Raw genomic sequence first — 23,035 nt, 5'->3', positions numbered from 1 at the left:
AAGTTATGGATCAAAAACGACTCACCCACCTGCGTCAACTGGAAGCGGAAAGTATCCATATCATCCGTGAAGTCGCCGCAGAATTCAGTAATCCGGTAATGATGTATTCCATCGGGAAAGATTCCTCGGTGATGCTGCATCTGGCGCGCAAGGCGTTCTGGCCTGGTACGTTGCCATTCCCGCTGTTGCATGTTGATACCGGCTGGAAATTCCGCGAAATGTACGAATTCCGTGACCGTACGGTGAAACAGATCGGTGCGGAACTGCTGGTGCATCGCAATCCGGAAGGCGTGGCGATGGGGATAAATCCCTTTGTGCACGGCAGCGCAAAGCACACTGACATTATGAAAACCGAAGGGCTGAAGCAGGCACTGAACAAATATGGTTTCGACGCCGCATTTGGCGGTGCCCGTCGCGATGAAGAAAAGTCCCGCGCCAAAGAGCGTATCTACTCCTTCCGCGACCGTTTTCACCGCTGGGACCCTAAAAATCAGCGTCCTGAGCTGTGGCACAACTACAACGGTCAGATTAATAAAGGCGAGAGCATCCGCGTCTTCCCGCTCTCCAACTGGACCGAGCTGGATATCTGGCAGTACATTTTTCTCGAAAATATCGAGATCGTTCCGCTCTATCTGGCCGCCAGTCGACCGGTGCTGGAGCGCGATGGCATGCTGATGATGATTGATGATGAACGAATTGATTTACAGCCTGGCGAAGAGATTAAGCAGCGGATGGTGCGTTTCCGTACGCTGGGCTGCTGGCCATTGACCGGCGCGGTGGAGTCTGAGGCCCAGAGCCTGCCTGCGATTATCGAAGAGATGCTGGTTTCCACCACCAGCGAGCGTCAGGGCCGGGTGATCGATCGCGATCAGTCTGGTTCGATGGAGCTGAAAAAACGCCAGGGTTATTTCTGAGGAGCCAACATGAATACCGTCATTGCACAACAAATTGCCGATCAGGGTGGCGTGGAAGCCTGGCTACATGCCCAGCAACACAAAAGCCTGCTGCGCTTTCTCACCTGTGGCAGCGTCGACGATGGCAAGAGCACGCTGATCGGTCGCCTGCTGCACGATACGCGGCAGATTTATGAAGACCAGCTGTCATCCCTTCATAACGACAGTAAGCGTCACGGTACACAGGGTGAAAAACTGGATCTGGCGCTGTTGGTGGATGGCCTTCAGGCTGAGCGTGAGCAGGGCATCACCATTGATGTCGCCTATCGCTATTTTTCCACTGAAAAACGCAAATTTATCATTGCCGATACGCCCGGACATGAGCAGTACACCCGTAATATGGCAACCGGTGCCTCCACCTGCGATCTGGCTATCCTGCTGATAGATGCCCGCAAAGGCGTGCTGGATCAGACCCGTCGTCACAGCTTTATTTCCACCTTGCTGGGGATTAAGCATCTGATTGTCGCCGTAAATAAGATGGATCTGGTTGATTACATCGAAGCGCGTTTTGAACAAATCCGCCAGGACTATCTGGATTTTGCCAGTCAGTTACCCGCTGATCTGGATATTCGTTTCGTGCCGCTCTCTGCGCTGGAAGGTGAAAACGTTGCCGCCCGCAGTGAGGCGATGAGCTGGTATAACGGCCCGACGCTGCTTGACGTGCTCGAAACTGTTGAAGTGACCCGCGTGGTGGAGCAGCAGCCGATGCGCTTCCCGGTGCAGTATGTTAATCGTCCGGATCTGGATTTCCGTGGTTATGCCGGGACGCTGGCGTCCGGGGTTGTGCAGGTGGGGCAGCGGGTGAAGGTCCTGCCATCCGGCGTGGAGTCAGCCATTGCGCGTATTGTGACCTTTGATGGCGACCTTCAGGAAGCGCAGGCCGGGGAAGCGATCACTCTGGTGCTGAAAGATGAAATCGATATCAGCCGGGGCGACTTACTGGTGGATGCCAGTGCGGAACTGAAACCGGTCCAGGCCGCAAGCGTGGATGTGGTATGGATGGCTGAACAGCCGCTGGTGCCGGGACAGAGTTTTGACATCAAAATTGCCGGTAAGAAAACCCGCGCCAGGGTGGAAAGCATTCAGTATCAGGTGGAGATCAACAGCCTGACGCAGCGTAAGGTGGAAAGTCTGCCGCTGAACGGCATCGGTCTGGTCGATCTGATTTTTGACGAGCCGATGGTGCTGGACAGCTACCAGCAAAATCCGGTGACCGGCGGCATGATCTTTATTGATCGTCTGAGCAATGTGACCGTGGGTGCCGCCATGATCCGCGAAGTCAGACAGGATCGGGTGCAGGCGGCCGGGAATTACAGCGCGTTCGAGCTGGAATTCAATGCGCTGGTGCGTCGTCATTTTCCCCACTGGGGCGCGCGCGATATTTCAGGCGGTGAATAATGGCGGGTCATGATGAAAACGTGGTCTGGCACAGCCACGCGGTAACGCGGGCTGAACGTGAGCAGCAGCACGGTCATCAGGGCGTGGTGCTGTGGTTTACCGGGCTTTCGGGTTCCGGAAAATCGACCGTGGCGGGCGCGCTGGAACAGGCACTTCAGCAGATGGGTGTCAGCACCTATCTGCTGGATGGTGACAATGTGCGCCACGGCTTATGCCGCGATTTGGGCTTCAGCGACGAAGATCGCAAAGAGAATATTCGTCGGGTTGGTGAAGTGGCAAAGCTGATGGTTGATGCCGGTCTGGTGGTGCTGAGTGCCTTTATCTCTCCGCATCGGGCAGAGCGCCAGATGGTGCGGGATATGCTGGGAGAAGGACGCTTTATTGAGGTCTTTGTCGATACCCCGCTGGCAATTTGCGAAGCGCGCGATCCAAAAGGGCTGTATAAAAAAGCGCGGGCCGGAGAATTGCGTAATTTTACCGGAATCGATGCTGTTTATGAGGCTCCCGACGCGGCTGAACTGCATCTTGATGGTCAACAATTGGTAACAAAATTGCTGGTTCAAGTGTTAGATCTGCTTCGTCAGCGCGATATCATCAGGTCCTGAGATAGCCATAACGAAACGCCTCTATACCTGGCCCTTTTTCCTTGCGCTTTTACCGGCCTCCGTGCTGATTGGCATTGCGATTAGCGCGCTGCTGCGTGGTCATCTGATCTGGACGCTGTTGCTCACCTCACTGTTAGTTATTGCCCTTTTCTGGCTGTTATTCACCCTGCTTAGCGGCTGGTGAGTTAAAAAAAGGCCCATCCCTGCGCCAGGCACTGGTTTCTGGTTGCTTACGGCGGTTACAAAATTTTGCCAGATTGCCGTCATCACGGTGATTGCTCAGCGATGCGTCAATTGACAGCTATTTCACTGCGTAGTGGAGTCAGATGGAAAGTTATGGGATGATTGAGCCGTTTTTCAGGGGGCGGGGATGGGAAAACTGACACTGCTGCTGCTTGCTTTACTCTGCTGGTTGCAATATTCGCTCTGGCTGGGCAAGAACGGCATACATGACTTCACACGGGTTAATGACGATGTTGCGGTGCAACAGAGCAGTAACGCCAAATTAAAAGCGCGAAACGATCAGCTGTTTGCAGAAATCGACGACCTTAACGGCGGTTCTGAAGCAATTGAGGAGCGCGCACGTAATGAGCTGGGGATGATTAAACCCGGTGAGACCTTTTATCGCCTGGTGCCGGATCAGAATAAACGAAACGCGCAGCAGGGGAATCTGAGCAGCCAGCAGCGATAACGCATGAAGAGTACAGATTCGTTTCCGGACGTTATTGCCGTTGTTCCCGCAGCCGGGATTGGCAGCCGTATGTTGGCAGAGTGCCCCAAGCAATATCTGACCATCAGGGGTAAAACCCTTCTTGAATATGCTATCGACAGCCTGCTGGCCCATCCGGCCATTAACCGCATTATTGTCGCTGTCAGCCCAACCGATCCCTACTTTGCCGCACTGCCCATCGCCAGCGATCCTCGCATCATCCGCGTCGCGGGAGGTAAAGAGCGTGCAGATTCTGTGCTGGCGGGATTACAGACGGCATCGGCCTCACAATGGGTTTTAGTGCATGATGCGGCGCGCCCCTGCCTGCATCCTGACGATTTGACACGTTTACTGGCGATAGCTTCTGACGGCTGCACTGGCGGCATTCTGGCTGCTCCCGTCCGCGACACCATGAAGCGTGGACGCCGGGATGCATCGGTAATAGACCACACCGTGGATCGCGAGGCGCTATGGCATGCGCTGACGCCGCAGCTGTTTCCCCTGGCGCTACTGCGCGACTGCCTGCAAAAAGCCCTGCATGAGGGTGCGACAATCACTGATGAGGCCTCTGCGCTGGAATATTGTGGCTATCAGCCTCAGCTGATTACCGGACGTAGCGATAATATCAAGGTGACGCGCCCGGAAGATCTGGCACTGGCGTCCTTTTATCTGACCCAATTACATAACAAGGAGAGCGCATGATGCGTATCGGCCACGGTTTTGATGTTCATGCTTTTGGTGGCGAAGGCCCGCTGATCATAGGCGGCGTGCGAATTCCATACCCTCAGGGACTGCTGGCCCATTCCGATGGTGATGTGGCCCTGCATGCGCTGACCGATGCCCTGCTTGGCGCGGCGGCTCTTGGCGATATCGGCAAACTGTTCCCGGACACCGATGAGGCCTGGAAAGGGGCAGACAGTCGGGAACTACTGCGTGAAGCCCTGCGACAGATTGAGAAAAAAGGTTTCCGGCCGGGTAACGTTGACGTCACTATCATCGCTCAGGCTCCCAAAATGTTGCCGCATGTTCCGCAGATGAGAATCAATATCGCGGAAGATTTGGCCATTCACATGGATGATGTGAATGTTAAAGCCACTACCACAGAGAAGCTGGGTTTTACCGGGCGCGGCGAGGGTATTGCCTGTGAAGCTGTGGCAACGCTGTTCAGGACAGAAGAGTAATGGTATTCAGCGATCTGTGCTGGTTGCATGGACAACCTACCGCCAGGGGCGTGGTGAAGGCTTTTCCTGAAGATTTTGTTGTCATTGAAGACCTTGGCTATCTTCCTGATGGTGAAGGAGAGCAGTTGCTGGTTCGCATCCGCAAGGTCGGTTGTAATACCCGGTTTGTTGCTGAAGCGTTGGCGAAGTTTGCCGGTATACCTCCCCGTGATGTCAGTTTTGCCGGGATGAAAGATCGTCATGCGGTGACTGAACAGTGGTTCTGCCTGCGTATTCCCGGCAAACAGACGCCTGATTTATCCGCTTTTCAGCCTGAAGGTTGCGAGGTACTGGAAAGCGCCCGCCATCGTCGTAAGCTTCGAACCGGCGCGCTACAGGGCAATGCGTTTCGACTGACTCTGCGTCAGATTTCCGATCGAGCTGCGGTGGAAGAACGGTTGCAGCAGATCGCGGTTGTTGGCGTTCCCAATTATTTTGGTATGCAGCGTTTTGGTCATAACGGCAATAACCTGCTGATGGCACAACGCTGGGCGGCGAATAACCTCGTGGTGCGCGAGCGTAACAAACGCAGCTTTCTGCTTTCCGCTGCCCGCAGCGCGCTGTTTAATCGGGTGGTCAGTGACCGTCTGTCCTCCCACGGCTCGCTACTGCGTGTACAGCCCGGTGATGCGTTGCAATTAACCGGTCGCGGCAGCTGGTTTGTGGCGCAGGAGGGCGAACTGGGCGAGTTGCAAAAACGGGTCGAGAGCAACGAGTTGCGGATTACGGCACCCTTGCCAGGACGAGGTCCCTGGGGAAGCGAGTCCGTTGCGCTGGCGTTTGAGCAGCAAAGCCTTGCCGATGATGCTGAACTTAATGCACTGCTGGAGCGGGAAGGTGTTGATGCTGCAAGGCGCGCGATGCTGTTGATTCCCCGTGATCTCCGCTGGTGCTGGCAGGATGATGTTACCGTTGAGCTGAATTTCTGGTTACCGGCTGGCAGCTTTGCGACCAGCGTTCTGCGTGAAGTTTTGCAACAGATGGAAGGTGATGCCGGGGGGGATGAATAGCAGCGCACGGTGCCTGTCATTACGGCGTGTCCCCTGGCCGCCCGCAGGCACAGCCACAGAGAATTCGCCTCTCTGCATTAATCCTGCTGCTTATATTATTCCTCGTAAGGACGCGTTTTTAATCCAGGGTTGTTTTTATTTTTCTGTTATTTCATTTGGTTATGATATGTGCGTCATATGACCAAATGAAGCGAATGGCGTTAACGTTATTGCGAAGTTGATGCCACTAAAGCAAAAACAACAGGATATCCGACTGTCTGTTGCTTCTACCACTGTTCGCCACCACGCGATAGAATATTTCGGCCTGTTATCTGGAATTGCCCTTCAGTCAGTCTGCAACAATAACAAGCCAGGTAGCCCGGCAGGATACGGCAGAGCACATCGGGATGAAAAACAGAATCAGAATAAGGGGTTGAGTTGTAGATGCGAATATTGCTGAGTAATGATGACGGCATTCATGCGCCGGGTATTCAGGTGCTGGCAGAAGCGCTGCGGGAGTTTGCTGAAGTACAGGTGGTAGCGCCAGACAGGAACCGTAGTGGCGCATCCAACTCTCTGACTCTGGAAACGCCGCTTCGCACCTTTCGCTATCCTGATGGCGATATTGCTGTCCAGCAGGGAACGCCAACCGACTGCGTCTGGCTCGGGGTGAACACGCTGATGACCCCAAAACCGGATATTGTGGTGTCCGGAATCAATGCCGGCCCCAATCTGGGCGATGACGTCATCTATTCAGGCACGGTGGCTGCGGCGATGGAAGGGCGACATCTGGGGCTGCCTGCGCTTGCCGTTTCACTTAATGGTCATCAATATTACGACACCGCCGCTGCCGTCACCTGTTCCATCCTGCGCGCCTTACAGCATGAACCGCTGCACACCGGGCGGATACTGAATATCAACGTTCCCGATCTTCCTCTCGCCGAGCTTAAGGGGATTCGGGTCACGCGCTGTGGTAGTCGTCATCCCAGCGATCGGGCGATCCCTCAGCTGGATCCGCGAGGCAATACGTTTTACTGGATTGGCCCCCCGGGTGAAAAACTGGATGCAGGGCCGGACACGGATTTTGCCGCCATCGACGAAGGGTATGTCTCGGTTACGGCCTTACATGTTGACTTAACTGCCCACGCCGCGCAGAACGTGGTGGCTGACTGGCTGGCGCGTGTGGAGGTCAGTGGCAAATGGTGAGTCGGCGCATCGGAACGCTGGTTTCACAATTGCGCCAGCAGGGTATTGACGACGAGCGATTGTTAAAAGTGATTGAGGAAGTGCCGCGTGAGCGTTTTGTTGATGAAGCGTTCGAGCATAAAGCCTGGGAAAATACGGCACTGCCAATTGGTTCTGGTCAGACCATATCCCAGCCCTATATGGTCGCTAAAATGACTTCGCTGCTGGGCTTAACGCCGACTTCACGGGTGCTGGAGATTGGCACCGGTTCGGGGTATCAGACCGCCGTTCTGGCTCACCTGGTAGAACACGTCTATTCTGTAGAGCGAATTAAAGGGCTGCAATGGCAGGCCAGACGGCGACTGAAGCAGCTTGATCTGCATAATGTCTCTACCCGCCACGGAGATGGCTGGCAGGGCTGGTCGGCTCGCGGGCCTTTTGATGCCATCATCGTGACCGCCGCCCCGCCGGAAATCCCCCAGGAGCTGATGTCGCAGTTAAGTGAAGGGGGCATCATGGTGCTGCCCGTTGGAGATGAGCAGCAGCAGCTGAAACGAATCATCCGTAAGGGCGATGAGTTTGTGGTGGAAACCGTAGAGCCAGTCAGATTTGTGCCGCTGGTAAAAGGCGATCTGGCCTGACCGACGTTAGCAATTGTATACATCTGCGAATTGGCACCCGGCCCGCGATATTGTTACTATCTCGTAAATTAAGGTTTTTATTACTGCTGGCGCGGGGCAGGGTGTCGCGTTAACACTGTTTTGCCGTATTGGGGGATGGAAATGAGCACGGGAAGCCCGGTATTCAAATTGCGCCGTATTGCGGCCATTTCACTGGTAAGTTTTTGGCTGGCGGGTTGTTCCAGCAATGGCACGCAGGCCCCCATCAGTTCGGTTGGCGGCGGCAACAATGACGGTATGAACAGCAGTTCAGGCATGGGTGGCAATTCTGGCATAGCCAGTGAATCAGCAACAAGTGGTGGCGGCGGACTCATCTCACCTCCTCCTTCTATAGCCGTCAACCAGCCTAAAATGGTCAGTACGCCGGTAACGGCTCCGGTTGCCGCTGGCGAAAATGAAAATGTTGTTACTCAAAACGGACGCATTGTATACAACCGCGCCTACGGCAACATTCCTAAAGGCAGTTACAGCGGTCAGACTTATACCGTTAAACATGGCGATACTTTGTTCTATATTGCCTGGATAACCGGTAATGACTTTCGTGATTTAGCCCAGCGAAATAATATCCCTGCGCCTTACAGCCTGAATGTTGGTCAGCAATTGCAGGTCAGTAATGGTTCCGGAGGCACGCTGACCGGCGGTAATGCCATCACCGCCGCAGATGATAAAGCCAGTGGTGTGGTTACTAAATCCTCTCCAGGACAAATCGGAGGCGTAACGGTTGCACATCAGCCAGTTATTACGTATTCTGAGGATTCAGGTAAACCAAGTGAAGGCAAAATGTTACCTTCATCCGGCACCAATACTGTTGCAACGACGACAGCGCCGGTTACTGTACCGACCGTCAGTAGCACAACATACAGCACAACCCCTGTGGGAAGCTGGCGTTGGCCGACAGATGGGAAGATTATCGATAACTTCTCTGCTTCCGAAGGCGGAAATAAAGGCATCGATATCGCGGGATCGCGAGGACAACCCGTCCTGTCAACCGCCTCCGGGCGGGTTGTGTATGCCGGGAATGCGCTACGCGGTTACGGTAATTTGATTATCATCAAACATAATGATGACTACCTGAGTGCCTACGCCCATAACGATACAATGCTGGTTCGCGAACAGCAGGAAGTAAAATCGGGTCAGAAGATAGCGACCATGGGTAGTACAGGCACCAGTTCTGTTAGATTACACTTTGAAATACGTTACAAGGGGAAATCCGTAAACCCGTTGCGTTATTTACCGCAGCGATAAGCCGGCAGAACCCTGGTGTTCTGCCCTGAAATCACGGGTAGGAGCCGCTTATGAGCCAGAATACGCTAAAAGTTAATGATTTAAATGAAGATGCGGAATTCGACGAAAACGGAGCTGAAGTTTTTGATGAGAAGGCTCTTGTCGGAAATGATCCTGCTGATAACGATTTAGCTGAGGAAGAGCTGCTACAGCAAGGTGCGACCCAACGTGTACTCGATGCCTCGCAGTTATATCTGGGAGAAATTGGTTACTCTCCACTGCTAACTGCCGAAGAAGAAGTTTTCTTCGCACGTCGTGCTTTGCGTGGTGATGTTCCTTCCCGTCGCCGCATGATTGAAAGTAATTTACGTCTGGTTGTTAAGATTGCCCGTCGTTACAGCAATCGCGGTCTGGCTTTGCTGGATCTGATTGAGGAAGGTAACCTTGGGTTAATTCGTGCGGTTGAGAAATTTGACCCTGAAAGAGGGTTCCGTTTCTCAACCTATGCGACCTGGTGGATTCGTCAGACCATTGAACGGGCTATTATGAACCAGACCCGGACAATTCGTCTGCCAATCCACATTGTTAAAGAGTTGAACGTCTATCTGCGTACAGCGCGTGAACTGGCCCATAAACTGGACCATGAGCCAAGCGCAGAAGAGATTGCTGAACAGCTCGATAAGCCTGTTGATGATGTCAGCCGTATGCTGCGTCTCAACGAACGCATCACTTCAGTTGACACGCCGCTGGGCGGAGATTCTGACAAAGCACTGCTCGATATCCTGGCTGACGAAAAAGACAACGGTCCGGAAGACTGTACTCAGGACGATGACATGAAGCAGAGCATCGTCAAATGGTTGTTTGAACTGAACGCCAAGCAGCGAGAAGTGCTGGCACGTCGTTTCGGCCTGTTAGGCTATGAAGCGGCGACGCTGGAAGATGTGGGGAGTGAAATCGGTCTGACCCGTGAGCGGGTTCGTCAGATTCAGGTGGAAGGTCTTCGTCGTCTGCGGGAAATTTTGCAGGCACAGGGGCTGAATATCGAAGCTTTGTTCCGCGAGTAAACCGGCATTTTATATTGTTGATGCGAAAAGCGGTGGTCTGACGATCACCGCTTTTTTATTGCTAACTGAAAACCCTGTCCCCGTAAAGTGGTCATTAACGGGTTTGGCCCTGCCTGATTGTCCGGATATTTGAAGTTAACAAAACGGGCTGAGGCCTGTTCTCAGGTTATTAGCACATTAAAGCCGCCTTAAAGGCGGCTTTTGACTGAGTTCAGCGCAGTTGTTTTCAGACCAGAGACTTGAGACGGTAAATCCACTCGAGCGCCTGTCGGGGAGAGAGCGAATCAGGATCCAGGGCTTCCAGTGCCTCAACGGCCGGAGACGTTTCCTCCACCAGCAACGGCAGTTGCGACCCATCCACCCCGGTTGCCGCACTGTTGCCAGACATAGCCTCAAGCTCTCTCAGTTTCTGCCTGGCGCGCTTAATCACTTCCTTCGGCACGCCTGCCAGCGCCGCGACGGCCAGACCATAACTTTTACTGGCTGCCCCTTCCTGAACACTGTGCATAAAAGCGATGTTATCGCCGTGCTCAACAGCATCCAGATGCACATTTACCACGCCCTCCATTTTCTCCGGCAGCGTGGTCAGTTCAAAGTAGTGAGTAGCAAACAGCGTCATCGCTTTATTACGATTAGCCAGACTCTCTGCACAGGCCCAGGCCAGTGACAAACCATCGTAGGTGGAGGTGCCACGACCAATTTCATCCATCAGCACCAGACTGTGTTCTGTCGCATTATGTAGAATGTTGGCCGTTTCGGTCATTTCCACCATAAAGGTTGAACGGCCAGAGGCGAGATCGTCCGCTGCCCCCACACGGGTGAAGATACGATCCACCGGACCAACCTGAGCCTCATCAGCAGGTACATAGCTGCCAATACAGGCCATCAATGTAATCAGCGCTGCCTGGCGCATATAGGTGCTTTTACCACCCATATTTGGACCGGTGATCACCAGCATTCTGCGCTGAGGTGACAGCGACAGAGGATTGGCAATGAACGGTTCTTTCAACACCTGTTCGACCACCGGATGACGTCCGCCACTCAGTTTGATGCCAGGCCTGTCGGTGAGCGTCGGACAGCTGTAATTAAGCGTCCAGGCACGCTCTGCAAGATTTGCCAGCACGTCCAGTTCAGCCAGTGAGGAAGCGCTCAGCTGGAGCGCCTCCAGATGCGGCAGCAGCAGATCGAACAGTTCTTCATAAAGTGCTTTTTCCAGCGTCAGTGCTTTTCCTTTGGAGGTGAGCACCTTATCTTCATATTCTTTCAGCTCCGGGATAATGTAGCGTTCGGCATTTTTCAACGTCTGGCGACGCACATAATGAATTGGCACCAGATGGCTCTGCCCACGGCTGACCTGAATATAGTAACCATGCACACCATTGAAACCGACCTTCAGGGTATCCAGCCCGAGCTTTTCCCGTTCGCGGATCTCCAGGCGATCCAGATAATCGGTTGCGCCATCGGCCAGTGCGCGCCACTCGTCCAGTTCCGCGTTGTAACCCGGCGCAATCACCCCGCCATCACGAACCAGCACAGGCGGCGTTTCAACGATCGCCTTCTCCAGCAGTTCTCGCAGTTCAGTAAATTGCCCCATCTGCTGACGCAGTGTTTGCAGGTGAGGTGTGGTGCTATCCAGCAACATTGCATCCAACTGAGGTAACTGATGGAAGGCATGGCGCATTCTGGCAAGGTCGCGTGGGCGGGCAGTGCGCAAAGCCAGTCTGGCGAGGATCCGCTCCAGATCGCCAATCTGACGCAGCAGCGGAGAGAGTTCTGCGCAAATATCCTGGAGCGAACCAATCGACTGCTGACGATTAACAATCGTGCTGGTATCCCGGACAGGCATATGCAACCAGCGTTTCAGCATACGGCTGCCCATTGGCGTGGCAGTTTTGTCCAGCACAGAGGCGAGCGTATTTTCGCTGCCACCGGACAGGTTCTGAGTGATCTCCAGGTTACGCCGGGTGGCCGCATCCATGACGATGCTATCCTGCTGGCGTTCCATCGTCAGTGAGCGAATATGAGGAAGAGAAGTGCGTTGGGTATCCTTGACGTACTGTAACAAACAGCCTGCGGCACGCAGCGCCAGCTGGGCCTGTTCCACGCCAAAACCGCTGAGATCTCGGGTGCCAAACTGCATATTAAGCTGCTGGCGGGCGGTATCGATCTCGAACTCCCATAAAGGACGGCGACGCAGCCCCCGACGGTTTTCAATCAGCGACATGGCGGCAAAATCCTCAGGATAGAGCAGTTCTGCCGGATTGGTACGCTGGAGTTCTGCTGCCATTGTCTCGGTATCAGAAGGCTCTGCCAGCCGGAACCGCCCGGAACTGATATCCAGAGTGGCATAGCCAAAGCCACGTGCATCCTGCCAGATGGCCGCTAACAGATTATCCTGACGCTCCTGCAACAGCGCTTCATCGCTGATGGTGCCGGGAGTCACAATACGGACGACTTTGCGTTCTACCGGACCTTTGCTCAGCGCCGGGTCACCGATCTGTTCACAAATGGCGACGGATTCTCCCAGCTGCACCAGCCTGGCGAGATAGTTCTCCACCGCATGATAGGGCACACCCGCCATCGGAATTGGCTGGCCCGCCGAGGCTCCGCGTTTGGTCAGCGAAATATCCAGTAACTGTGAGGCGCGTTTCGCATCATCATAAAACAGCTCGTAGAAGTCCCCCATACGATAGAAGAGCAGGATTTCCGGGTGCTCGGCTTTCAGGCGAAGATACTGCTGCATCATTGGGGTGTGTGTACCGATGTTTTCTAATGTACTCATAGTGTTGAGATATCCATTATCTTAAAAATTAGAGAGTTAAGTGATTTTATCATTATTGTTAGTTCTCACGATGTCTCACTGGAGCTCATGAAATCCCACATTTTACTCTGGGTTAAGGCGTAGCCTCACGGGCTACAACCCGGATGCCCTTTCACGAGTACGTGGTGAATATGATAACGGAGTCTGTATAACAGGAAAACCAGCGGGCAGGCCACTTTCTTCGAGCACGCTCGAAACATTGAAAATCTGAGAAGTGATAAAGCTGTTATCGGTGCAAATCGGGGTATTTATGTTTGATGTGCAAAACACGGCGTCAGATTTTTTTATCATTGCACAAGTTCTGTCACTGGAAAGCGGGTTTAAGTCAGCATTAACAACTTCCCTTCACGCCTTATTTTAAGCTATCTATGACCATTATTAAGGATTTCTTCTTATATTTACCTGTAAATGGCCAGATATCTGAGTATTGATACATTTTTCTGAAGCCTTTAAATTCATTGTCTTATCGACGATTTGTTAAGTTATTCATCACTGTGAGTGAGGTGATATTGATTACCGTTTGTACCTGACGGTACTTAGCGTTGTTGAATAAAAACGATTATAAATGAATCATTGCATACGCTTCTGGCTGAACGTAATCTGAATCATAAAGCTTCCTTATTCAAGGATGTGCCATGGCCCCACAAGCAGATGTCGAAAATCATCAACAGGCAGATAACGTTCTTGTGCTTTACCGCGAAATGGGGTGGCTGTCGCAGGTCATTAATCAGGTTATTTGTAGCTATCTCAAACAAGAGGGGCATGAACGGCACTGGTCAGATATTGCGCCGCCGGAACTGGTTAAAGGCACGCCCTATGCCGATTTAAATATTGACTGGCAACTGTCTGTATTTGAACGCCTGGCGCTGGCTCTTGCTATGGTACCCGGTGTGAAACCTGATGTACTTGATATTTTCTTTGGACTTAACAGCCTTATCGATCGTCCTTTCACCGAATTTGGAGGCGTCAGCGATAAAGCCTTCAGCGGTTTTATCCCTACCGGGCAGACGCTCAACTTTCTCATTAGCGCCAACGATCCCGACTGGCGTATCCACGCTCACGCCATCCTTGCAAACAAACATCGGCTGATGGCTGAACAGGTCACCCAGTTGCTGTCTGTTGATGATGGCGTGCCTAAATGGGCCGGTATTTATCGGTTAAACGATGAGTGGCTGCACTATTTTACTACCGGTGAGCGGTTGCGTCCGGAATTAAGCGCCAGCTTCCCGGCTCATCTGCTGGAATCTCCACTGGAATGGGGCGATCTGGTGCTGGATAAAGACGTCATGACGCAAGTCGAAGAGCTACATGCCTGGCTCAGGCATGGTCAGACGCTGATGAATGAGTGGCAACTGGCAGAAAAGGTGAAGCCGGGGTATCGGGCGGTGTTCTTTGGGCCGCCAGGGACCGGTAAAACGCTGACCGCCGCGCTGCTGGGTAAGGCTACCGGGCGGGATGTCTATCGCGTCGATTTATCCATGATGGTTTCTAAATATATTGGTGAAACCGAGAAAAACTTGTCCCGTGTATTTGACGCCGCCAGCTATAAAGAGTGGATCCTGTTTTTTGATGAAGGGGATGCCTTGTTTGGTAAACGCTCGGAGGGCAGTTCGTCCAACGACAGACATGCCAACCAGCTGACGGGTTATTTACTGCAAAAGATAGAAGATTTCCCCGGCACGGTGATCATTGCCACCAACCTGAAAAACAATATGGATGAAGCTTTTACCCGGCGCTTTCAGAACATGGTGCAGTTTACTATTCCGGGGCCGAAAGAGCGCCTGACACTCTGGCAAAACGCTTTTAACGGTACGTGCGAACTCGCCGAGGATGTCAATTTACCGGCCATCGCCGACCGCTATGAGGTTGCCGGCGGGCAAATCATTAACGTGCTGCGCCAGTGTGCCTTAACTGCCGTTCAGCGCGGCGAACGCATGGTTACGCAGGACGACATCATTGCCAGCATCCGTCAGGAATTCAGGAAAGATAACAAAATATTCTTTGAGTGAATGTGGCGTCCGCGCCCGAAGAGCAAATAACCGGAACGCACTATTTGATTGAGCAGAATTAAGAAAGAGGACGATTCGTGATGTATTCAAAAAAGACGGCACGACATCAAACAACCCGCAGGACGGTTTCGCAGCGCAAGGTCAGTCATGCATCGGCAACGCTGGAGGACAACCGCACGGAGACGGTGCAAAGACAGCCAAATAAAACCGGGCTGCCCGATAACCTGAAAAGCGGTATGGAGAATATCAGCGGCATGAGCCTGGATCACGTGCGGGTGCATTATAACTCTGCAAAACCGGCCACCGTGCAGGCGCACGCTTACGCGCAGGGCAGCGATATCCATCTGGCTTCCGGGCAGGAAAAACATCTGCCGCATGAGCTGGGGCACGTGGTGCAGCAGGCGCAGGGACGGGTTTCGGCCACAACCTCGGTGGCAGGAATGGCGGTGAATGACAGTCCGGCGCTGGAGCATGAGGCAGATGTACTGGGTGGAAGGGCGGTTCAATTAAAGGAAATTGAATTCAACAGAGGAAATGAAAGACTAAAAGCCCCTTCATTTTCTAAATTTAATATCTTACAAGGTTATTTCATGAATGGAATGGTGAAAGGGACCGAAAAAGAAATGGCAGAAAAGTTTCAGGCAGTTAAGACCAGGGTCGACTATTTGAAAATTAAAGAGCGAGAATTTAATATTCTCAACAAGAATGAAATGGACAACGGTCAGTTATTCGATTATTTGTTATCAACCGCCCGTGATAAAAAGCAAGCAGGATGGGTTGCAGCAATGGCTCATGAAGCTGGCGTTATTCCTTCTAAATTCAGTACAGCGCTAAATTCTGTGGGTGGAGAGTTTGCTGAATCGAAGAAGCCCTCTCTTCGTCTGGATTTGGAGGCGATAAAAGCTCATGAAGCTGATCATGAATCTAAAGGTGGCGAGCCAGTCAGTCCCAGACATCGAAGTCGGCTCATTCAAATTCCCAATCTTGTTGCATTGCTTACAACTGCATTTGCTAAAAACGAACTTTTAGATAACTTTGATTTTATTTTAGGTGGTGGGTCCGCACTGACACTAAAACATCCCGGTGACGGAAGGCTGGGGAGACCTTCAGAGAATATGAGAGATATAGATATGGATTTTCAGTTTAAAAAAGGAGCGGATCCTAAGCATGTTCCAAAAGATAAGTCGGGAATATTTGGTCTGATTATTAAAGTAAAGGATCAAATAGCAGACGAAATCAGTCGGTTAGGGGAGAGTTCAGCGGCTTTATTTACGGGTGAACCTTCTATTACAATGGGAACAACTATTATTTTTAAAAGCTACGATTTGGAGTATTCCTTTCACTTTATTGACGGGAAGACTGAAGAGATGTTGGGGTCAGAAGAAATGGCATCTCCTGATGCAGGGCCGTTTTCGGTGATTAACGATAAAAGTCATTGGTCCATGACTGAATCAGCCCTGGAGCAAAGACTCTCAAGACCAGATAAAATCTATAAGACGTTGATGGATGCCCTGGTGTTAGCTGGAGAGTCAGAAAAAAGGTTAGAGTCGCTAAGTTTTATCATAACGAATAATGCAATGCATATCGGAGACGTAAAAAGTACACTCAGAGGTCTTTATTTAGACAGAAAGTCTAAGGATGAAACTCGAGGGTTAATAGGTGGGCTGAAACATGAAGAAGCCGACTTCGTTAGCGAAAAATTAGACGCTATAAAATCTACATTTTTAACTGGTAAAAAAATATTACCAGGAGAAATAAAAACAGCAAGGAATAGTTATCTGGACACGATTTTAGTCATTCTGGAAGATATGCTTTCAAAGTCAGAGGCTGAAAAAAGAAAGCAGCTAGTCGTTAATATCAGCGCACTTATATCTAAAATATTGAGGTTCAGGGAATGGATAGAGGGATATGAAAGTTATGCTGTTATCCCAAAGAAATAATGGTTAACCCTGTTTAAGCTGTCTCAGCTGCGACTTGATCTGACACCGAATCTTGAGAGGGTGGGAGTTACCAGTTTTGATATGGGGGCGAAACCATTATAGAAATGATGATGTAACTCTCATGTTTCATACTACCAATCCCGTTAAACAAAGCCGGTTTTCTCAATCTGGTGGAAGAACTCAGCAGTGTACCGAAAGCTTGTAATATAATGGGCGTTTCATCTGATACATTTATTGTTACCGTGAACTGGCCGATGACTATAACGATCGACTAAGATTTTGGTAAGGATACAGTGGATGACATTGAATATGAGGATGTTGGTGGTAAACCATAAACTTTCACTGAATCATAAGACAGTAACCAGAATAAATATCTTTGAAAGTATCTCTCAACATAATCTTACAGGTAGCTGAGGACGTCAATAATAACGACTGTAAGAATAAAACAAAAAGGCCTGAGCTATGTATTCACAAGCAGGAAAACGCAAAGAGAATAAAAGTAAGGCAGGCAATTTTACTGCTACTAAGAATAAAAAAAATGGCATTCAGGGCGTTGAACTTGTGGATAACAGAGCGGAGGCGGTAGCTCAACGTCAGCAGCAAAAAATATCGAATGCTGACCTGCAAGTCTCACAATTTATGCCCTTTCAGGATAATCATAACAATGCAACAATACAGCGTTCAGAATGGCAGGCCAACAAATATGTCACAGAAAAAGGTTTGAGGAGGCCTGGGCTGAATTTAATTCAACTCATGGCCGAACTTTATCTCGAATGCTCACCTGAGTTTGATTCTGTATATCAACAACTCATTGCTAACCTACCTGATAAACAGGTGCCAGCAACGGATGGTTATGATCCACCGACTATTAATGATGTCAATATTTCATTGGAGATCGAAATAGCAAGAGCAAGAGAGACAGCAATAGCAAGAGAGAAGAAAAAGGATTCGACGTGGGAGCCTGTGCCTTCCATAATTAATAAGCGAATAAAAAAATGGAGCAGTAAGTTAGCTGAAAAAGGTATCTCAAGGAGAGCGGGAAAAAGTTCCGATGGAAACAAAAAGCGTAAAAAAATGATGAATTCTGGCGTAGACGGTTTGAGGTTATATCATACCAAGACGGCTCCAATAAATGCTCAACAGCAGCCTCATACTCAAGGTAAAAGTGTGTTTACTAAAAAAAACCAGTATGATTATTTCCGTACCGGAGCTGAAAATCCACAGAGAAAAATATTGGGAGTGGAAGGAAAAAGTAATCAGATGGGTGATGCCGGTTTTGTGAATAATCTGGATGCGTTACATTCTGTTGAAGGTGGAGAAACAAAAAAACCTTTACTGGAAAAAAAATGGAGGAGGGTTTGTTTGAAATAATGCACTATGAGAGGCTGGGGCAGGGGCACCCAGGTCCAAAATTAGGTGCCGAAATAAACAGTTTTACCTACAATACATTGCTATCAGATGCCTCCCCACTGGCTGTTAACAAACCAGGAACTCCAAAAAAATATCTTAATCAAGACCATTACTTTGACGAACTATGGTATATGACTGACAGGCATCAGAAAAATGATAAAAACTACGAGGCTGAGTTATTTGATCATTACCAGCACATTGTATCAGGTGCCAGGGACATTTATAATCGCAGCTCAGGTAGTATTGATGATTATACGCTTACGTTGGTGCATGCCAGTATGGGCGGGGAATCTAATTTCTTTGATTACCCGGCTGTTATTTTTGAACCGGACAATAAAAGTGAATTGGGCGAAATCAAACAAAAAATTATAAAAAAATGGAACGAGCTCAGTGAAATAAAAATGACCGAGCGGCAAAGCTTTGGTTTTTTATATCCCAGTATCAGCGATCTTGAAAAGTCGGTAAGAATATGGCCAGGGCAATATCAGATAGAAGAGTTTTTGCTAATCTTACAAAAAGTTATTGAACCATTGAATGTTCAGGCAAGTAACATGGATAATAATCAAGGGGGCACGGGCCGCGAGGTATTACCTTTGCTAAACAGCACGCTAAGAAGAAGCATGAATCTGGCCACTGCTGCTGTTGATAGAGTAAAAAATCTTGGCAAGAAAGTAGAGGTTTTATTTAATCGCATCGCCAGTAATTATGGTAAAGGTCTTGAAATATTAAACCAGTGGGAGCACTGGAAAATGGATGCTTTTTTTGCAGAAGCTGCGCAGATCATTGAGAACTTAAACAAAGCAGTACTTCATTTATCAAGCGAATACGACCAGAGCACAGCTCAGGGGGCATTTGAAATGGCAATGCTCAACCATTATCGTCCACACATTGAAAAAACAGGTTACAGAATGGATTCTTTTTATCTTACCCATAGCGGGCAACAAGCTTCAAGCAGTGCCATGTTATTTCATGAAGCTGACGTTGTTTTCTTGAAGAAAAAAATCGCAGAACGTGGGGCTGTATATTTCGAAACTCTGACCAGCAAAACAAAAGGAAGAAAAATTAAATTGCTTGACCCGGTATATAATTTTACCTGTAAAGAAGAAGTGGAAACTTTTTCAGGTACTGCGATCGCTGATGCTCAGATATATGATATAACCAACCTTGATCCGGCGAAACTTATTTCCGTGCTCACTAATAATATCAATGAAAAAGTAACACTTTATTCCAGTTTGTCGAAACATTTTCAATTTGGCAGCGACAGTACAACTCTGGGGTTAGTTATTCATTTACAGAAGAATGAGAGTGGCAAAGCAGGCGACAAAAAAGATCTGGATAGCTATGTCCCACAGGGGGCAGTGGGTAATCTGAATCAGAGATCAGATGTACGTGTACCTGTAGTTCCTTCGCAATTGTACCACCACGCAGCTTTGTTACTTGACGCACAAACAGGAGATGGGCGCAGCAAAGATAAAAAAGAAAAAGGAGATGATCCACAAACGTTTTTTATGGGGCATAAATTTTCAGACTGGCATGGAGCCTATACCCTCGAGATTGCCAAATGGGTTGCTTCCGATAATCAGTGCGGTATTCATTCCCTGAACTATTTCGAGGGACAAGCTTACTCAAGACAAAACTGGTTAAACGAATTCAGGGGTAATTTGAGTGATGAGACTTTTTCTGTTTTGTCAAAAGCTAATGACTGGCTCGATCAGAACAATCTGGTAGAACTTGCTACGCTCGCCAACCGTAGACTGGCAGTTTATGAGTTTAACCAGCAATATGGCCGATGGGTATTTGTGGCTGGCGATGAAGCTGGTGCAACAATACATATTGGTAGGGTGCCGCATGCCAGTGGAGGCGGCAACGATCACTGGGTTCCACTCAAACGTTTGTAAGTGTCATAACAAAATTTAAGTCCATTGATAGAGTCTCTGGTTAATTTCGGAAAGGCTAAAGAGGGCGTTATTTTTCCATATATCAGGAGATAATTTTTGTTCGTACGCACTAATACTTATAAAAACACTGGGGGATAACAGCTACAGCAGCTATCCCCAGTCTGAAACAACGATTAAGGTTTATCCCCCTCCTTCCTCACCATTCGCACCGCAAATAATATCCAGCCAATTACCACCATAAAAATCAGCAGAATAGGCCCCTGGTAATCCTGAAACGCAGGGTCGGCGACAAATACCAGCATCAGTCCACTGATGGACAGCGACGTCAGCGCTACAAAAGGGAAGCGGCTCAAATGTTTTCTGAGTGGGAACGACCAGATACAGATGACCAGGATCAGCAGAATAAAGAGAAATGATACAAATAACCCGGTTCTCAGCACCCAGCGATGCACACAAACCCAGTTCAACAGGCTGGCAATGCTGTTTGTCAGCTGATTAAGTGGCTGCGGATATTGCTGTATTTCCGGGAAGAACGTTTTATCTATCAGCTTTTCGTTGGCCTCACTTAATGGTAACGGCCAGTAGCCAGCCCCCAAAAAAGTCCAGCTGGAAAGATTGACCAGTTGGGTCAGGGCGGAGGGTTGATTACGGTTATCCTCACTGATCAGCACCGGGACCAGTCGCTTATACACCTGCTGGACTTCCAGTTGGTTTGGCTGATTGCTTAACCATTGCTGTAGTGCTTTTATTTGATCGAGTTCATCACTGGCTTTATCAAGCGTTGCCGGTGAACCCGGCCGGACGATCAGCAGGTTGGTGCGTTGTGATAATGCATCGAAATTGGTAAAGCTGTAGAAACCATTTTTTGTCTCTACCACATCTTTAACAGGAACAATTACGCTTAAATAATATTTATCACCGTCGGTAGCAGGGCCACCTGATTCACTGCTGCTGGCATGCGGGTGATAGCTCTGACGGAGCGCAATCTTAAGCTTGTCCAGAAATGTGAAAAAAGCCTGCTGGCTTTGCGGCGTGTCGAGGATGGACAGGTCGATATCCAGCGTAATGCCGTCTGCCATCGACGGAACGCTTTCCAGCCCGAAGCTCACCCACGGCTTCAGATTATTAATCAGGTACTTATCCATTGGCGTGGTCACGGATTTCACCAGCTGTTTAACCATATCATCGGTAAACAGCCCAACCAGCTGTTCCCGGGAAAGATCCATGGGCGTGGTCACGACCAGATCAAGTTTAGTCCTGTAACGGTGGGTAATCTGAATAAACTGGCTGAATCCGGGGGCGGCCTGCCAGTTTTGTGGCAGAACCAGCGTATTGCCGCTCCCTTCCGGCTTCATCACTGCACCAAGATAGCCAATGCGGTCTAAGCGACTGAAATCAATATTTTGTCCCGTTTCGAGGTGTTGCCAGTAAGGATAGAAACCATAAAAAGTCCCCATGGTAAAAATAGATTTAGCACTGTCCTGACATCCGCAGTCCGGCGGCGCCTGCCAGTTGACCGGGACAGCGTGAGTGGGGCTGGGACCACTTTTCCTGGCTAAGGTAAATACGCCCTTGTCCTGCAGACTCTCTGGCGGGATACCCGACTCATTAATCGCGATCTGTAATAAATAGAGGCTGGGAAAGACTTCATCCTGCAACGGTGCCAGCGTTTTTAATACCTCTTCAGACAGGGCGGTGATCCCCAATTCCCGGATGGTGTCATTTAACGCCTGCGGATTTAATTGCCACACGACCTGTTGTGCCGATGTTTGTGTATCGCTCTGCGTGTTGGTTTCAATGACCTGGGTTGATGGCTCAGAGATATCGCCGTTTTTGTCATCAGGATTTTGCTTATCTTTCTCACTATCACTGCCGCCAGCGGGGGTATTCTGACTTGCGCCGGGACTGGCACTGGTGCTGGCATTACTGCTGGTACTTTTACCGGCACTGGTATTGTTACTGGCACTGGTATTGTTGCCGGCACTGGTACTGGCACTGGTATTAGTGCTGGTGCTGGTGCTGGTGCTGGTGCTGGTGCTGGCGCTGGTGCTGGTGCTGGTGCTGGTGCTGGCGCTGGTGCTGGTACTTGTGCTCGTGCTGGGTTGCGAACTCTCGATGGTGTAAGAATCAATCAAATTATCGATATTCAGCGGTGGCGCAATCGGAATATTCAACTGAGAAAATAAATCACTGAGCTGATTATAAAGCTGACTGCGCTGATCGAACTGCTGCTTTTCCAGTTTTGCAAAGGTTGCCAGTACTGTCTGACGCAACGTCAGGCTGGCGAAGTCTTTTTTTGTCAGTTGGTAATAATAGGGGGCGGTATCGCTGTCGGGCCTCTGCGCTACAGGCGGCTGCGCTGGTTTTGCCCCATCGTCACTTTTAGCAGAGCCTGCGCCATTGGGGCTGAGTTTTTGCTCGATCTGCGCGGAGGTTAAACCAAGCAGTTCGGGCGGGGTAATTGCCGTACGCCACGTTGGATACAGCGCATTGCGCTCGGCGGCGCGATTTAGCGCAATCATTAATGATTCAACAAAAACCTGGTGCGGGTCATTGGACGTCTCTGGCGTGGCAAAGGCAAATTCACCGCAGAAGTAATCCAGCCAGTAACGGGTTGTGGGACCGACGACGCCATCGTTAAGCCGTTGCCCTCTTTGCAACTGGGCCTGAAAATCACTGTTGTTCTGATACAACGCGGCAAGCTGCGTTTGTATCGATCTCCCCAGATTGCGTTTATCGCTCCACGTTAGCTGTTTGCTGCACGTTTTAACCGGCTGGACGCTGTCGACCAGCTCGTTCTGCGCGGTGTCAGCATACGCGGGCACGGCGCCAAGCAAACCACCACACAACAGCCAGCAGGCCACACGTCCGGCGAACCAGCGTGTCGGCTGACGACTGAGTAACAGCAGACTGAAACCAGGATTCATCAT

The 23,035-nt window shown here is 50.2% G+C and carries 17 protein-coding genes and 1 pseudogene; 16 read left to right on the top strand and 2 right to left on the bottom strand.

Annotated elements, in window-relative coordinates:
• Positions 1-5 precede the first annotated feature (5 nt).
• The 12 genes and pseudogenes from cysD (at position 6) to rpoS (ending at position 10,027) form a co-directional block, all read left to right on the top strand.
• Positions 6-914, top strand: a complete 909-nt coding sequence (gene cysD / locus AC3RPL_RS00845; protein ID WP_034938487.1) for a sulfate adenylyltransferase subunit CysD — start codon at positions 6-8, stop codon at positions 912-914.
• A gap of 9 nt (positions 915-923) precedes the next feature.
• Positions 924-2,351: a sulfate adenylyltransferase subunit CysN gene (cysN, locus tag AC3RPL_RS00840; protein WP_490738625.1), complete on the top strand. Its 1,428-nt coding sequence runs from the start codon at positions 924-926 to the stop codon at positions 2,349-2,351.
• Positions 2,351-2,956: an adenylyl-sulfate kinase gene (cysC, locus tag AC3RPL_RS00835; protein ID WP_034938484.1), complete on the top strand. Its 606-nt coding sequence runs from the start codon at positions 2,351-2,353 to the stop codon at positions 2,954-2,956. The genes cysN and cysC overlap by 1 nt, the downstream gene beginning before the upstream one ends.
• Before the next feature lie 19 nt (positions 2,957-2,975).
• Positions 2,976-3,140, top strand: a pseudogene (locus AC3RPL_RS00830) (DUF3561 family protein); the annotation flags it as partial.
• Positions 3,141-3,326: 186 nt separating this feature from the next.
• Positions 3,327-3,647, top strand: a complete 321-nt coding sequence (gene ftsB / locus AC3RPL_RS00825) for a cell division protein FtsB (RefSeq protein ID WP_034938481.1) — start codon at positions 3,327-3,329, stop codon at positions 3,645-3,647.
• Positions 3,648-3,650: 3 nt separating this feature from the next.
• Positions 3,651-4,367 (top strand): 2-C-methyl-D-erythritol 4-phosphate cytidylyltransferase, encoded by a 717-nt coding sequence (ispD, locus tag AC3RPL_RS00820; protein ID WP_490738624.1) that lies wholly within the window; start codon positions 3,651-3,653, stop codon positions 4,365-4,367.
• Positions 4,367-4,846 carry a 2-C-methyl-D-erythritol 2,4-cyclodiphosphate synthase gene (gene ispF / locus AC3RPL_RS00815; RefSeq protein WP_379892952.1) on the top strand — a complete coding sequence of 160 codons (480 nt, stop codon included), beginning with the start codon at positions 4,367-4,369 and terminating at the stop codon, positions 4,844-4,846. Before ispD ends, ispF begins: the two co-directional genes overlap by 1 nt.
• The gene (truD, locus tag AC3RPL_RS00810; protein WP_490738623.1) at positions 4,846-5,895 is read left to right on the top strand and encodes a tRNA pseudouridine(13) synthase TruD; all 1,050 of its coding nucleotides are present in this window, start codon (positions 4,846-4,848) and stop codon (positions 5,893-5,895) included. The genes ispF and truD overlap by 1 nt, the downstream gene beginning before the upstream one ends.
• A gap of 423 nt (positions 5,896-6,318) precedes the next feature.
• Positions 6,319-7,080: a 5'/3'-nucleotidase SurE gene (surE, locus tag AC3RPL_RS00805; protein ID WP_261640868.1), complete on the top strand. Its 762-nt coding sequence runs from the start codon at positions 6,319-6,321 to the stop codon at positions 7,078-7,080.
• Positions 7,074-7,700 carry a protein-L-isoaspartate(D-aspartate) O-methyltransferase gene (locus tag AC3RPL_RS00800; protein ID WP_490738622.1) on the top strand — a complete coding sequence of 209 codons (627 nt, stop codon included), beginning with the start codon at positions 7,074-7,076 and terminating at the stop codon, positions 7,698-7,700. Before surE ends, AC3RPL_RS00800 begins: the two co-directional genes overlap by 7 nt.
• A 141-nt stretch (positions 7,701-7,841) precedes the next feature.
• Positions 7,842-8,984 (top strand): murein hydrolase activator NlpD, encoded by a 1,143-nt coding sequence (gene nlpD / locus AC3RPL_RS00795; RefSeq protein ID WP_490738621.1) that lies wholly within the window; start codon positions 7,842-7,844, stop codon positions 8,982-8,984.
• A gap of 50 nt (positions 8,985-9,034) precedes the next feature.
• On the top strand, positions 9,035-10,027 hold the full coding sequence (gene rpoS, locus AC3RPL_RS00790; protein WP_490738620.1) for an RNA polymerase sigma factor RpoS: 993 nt from the start codon (positions 9,035-9,037) through the stop codon (positions 10,025-10,027).
• Positions 10,028-10,253: 226 nt separating this feature from the next.
• On the opposite strand, the gene mutS is transcribed toward rpoS, so the two are convergent.
• On the bottom strand, positions 10,254-12,809 hold the full coding sequence (mutS, locus tag AC3RPL_RS00785) for a DNA mismatch repair protein MutS (RefSeq protein ID WP_490738619.1): 2,556 nt from the start codon (positions 12,807-12,809) through the stop codon (positions 10,254-10,256).
• Positions 12,810-13,483: 674 nt separating this feature from the next.
• Between mutS and AC3RPL_RS00780 the strand changes: the two genes are divergently transcribed.
• The 4 genes from AC3RPL_RS00780 (at position 13,484) to AC3RPL_RS00765 (ending at position 20,105) form a co-directional block, all read left to right on the top strand.
• The gene (locus AC3RPL_RS00780; RefSeq protein ID WP_490738618.1) at positions 13,484-14,857 is read left to right on the top strand and encodes an ATP-binding protein; all 1,374 of its coding nucleotides are present in this window, start codon (positions 13,484-13,486) and stop codon (positions 14,855-14,857) included.
• An 80-nt stretch (positions 14,858-14,937) separates the two neighbouring features.
• Positions 14,938-16,797: an eCIS core domain-containing protein gene (locus tag AC3RPL_RS00775; RefSeq protein ID WP_490738617.1), complete on the top strand. Its 1,860-nt coding sequence runs from the start codon at positions 14,938-14,940 to the stop codon at positions 16,795-16,797.
• Positions 16,798-17,259: 462 nt separating this feature from the next.
• Positions 17,260-18,168, top strand: a complete 909-nt coding sequence (locus AC3RPL_RS00770; protein ID WP_490738616.1) for a hypothetical protein — start codon at positions 17,260-17,262, stop codon at positions 18,166-18,168.
• Positions 18,144-20,105 (top strand): hypothetical protein, encoded by a 1,962-nt coding sequence (locus AC3RPL_RS00765; RefSeq protein WP_490738615.1) that lies wholly within the window; start codon positions 18,144-18,146, stop codon positions 20,103-20,105. The genes AC3RPL_RS00770 and AC3RPL_RS00765 overlap by 25 nt, the downstream gene beginning before the upstream one ends.
• 173 nt (positions 20,106-20,278) lie before the next feature.
• Here AC3RPL_RS00765 and AC3RPL_RS00760 read toward each other — a convergent pair whose 3' ends face one another.
• Positions 20,279-23,035: a hypothetical protein gene (locus AC3RPL_RS00760; RefSeq protein WP_490738614.1), complete on the bottom strand. Its 2,757-nt coding sequence runs from the start codon at positions 23,033-23,035 to the stop codon at positions 20,279-20,281.

The sequence above is a fragment of the Erwinia papayae genome (assembly GCF_058241465.1).
This window is presented reverse-complemented; position numbering and strand designations above follow the sequence as displayed.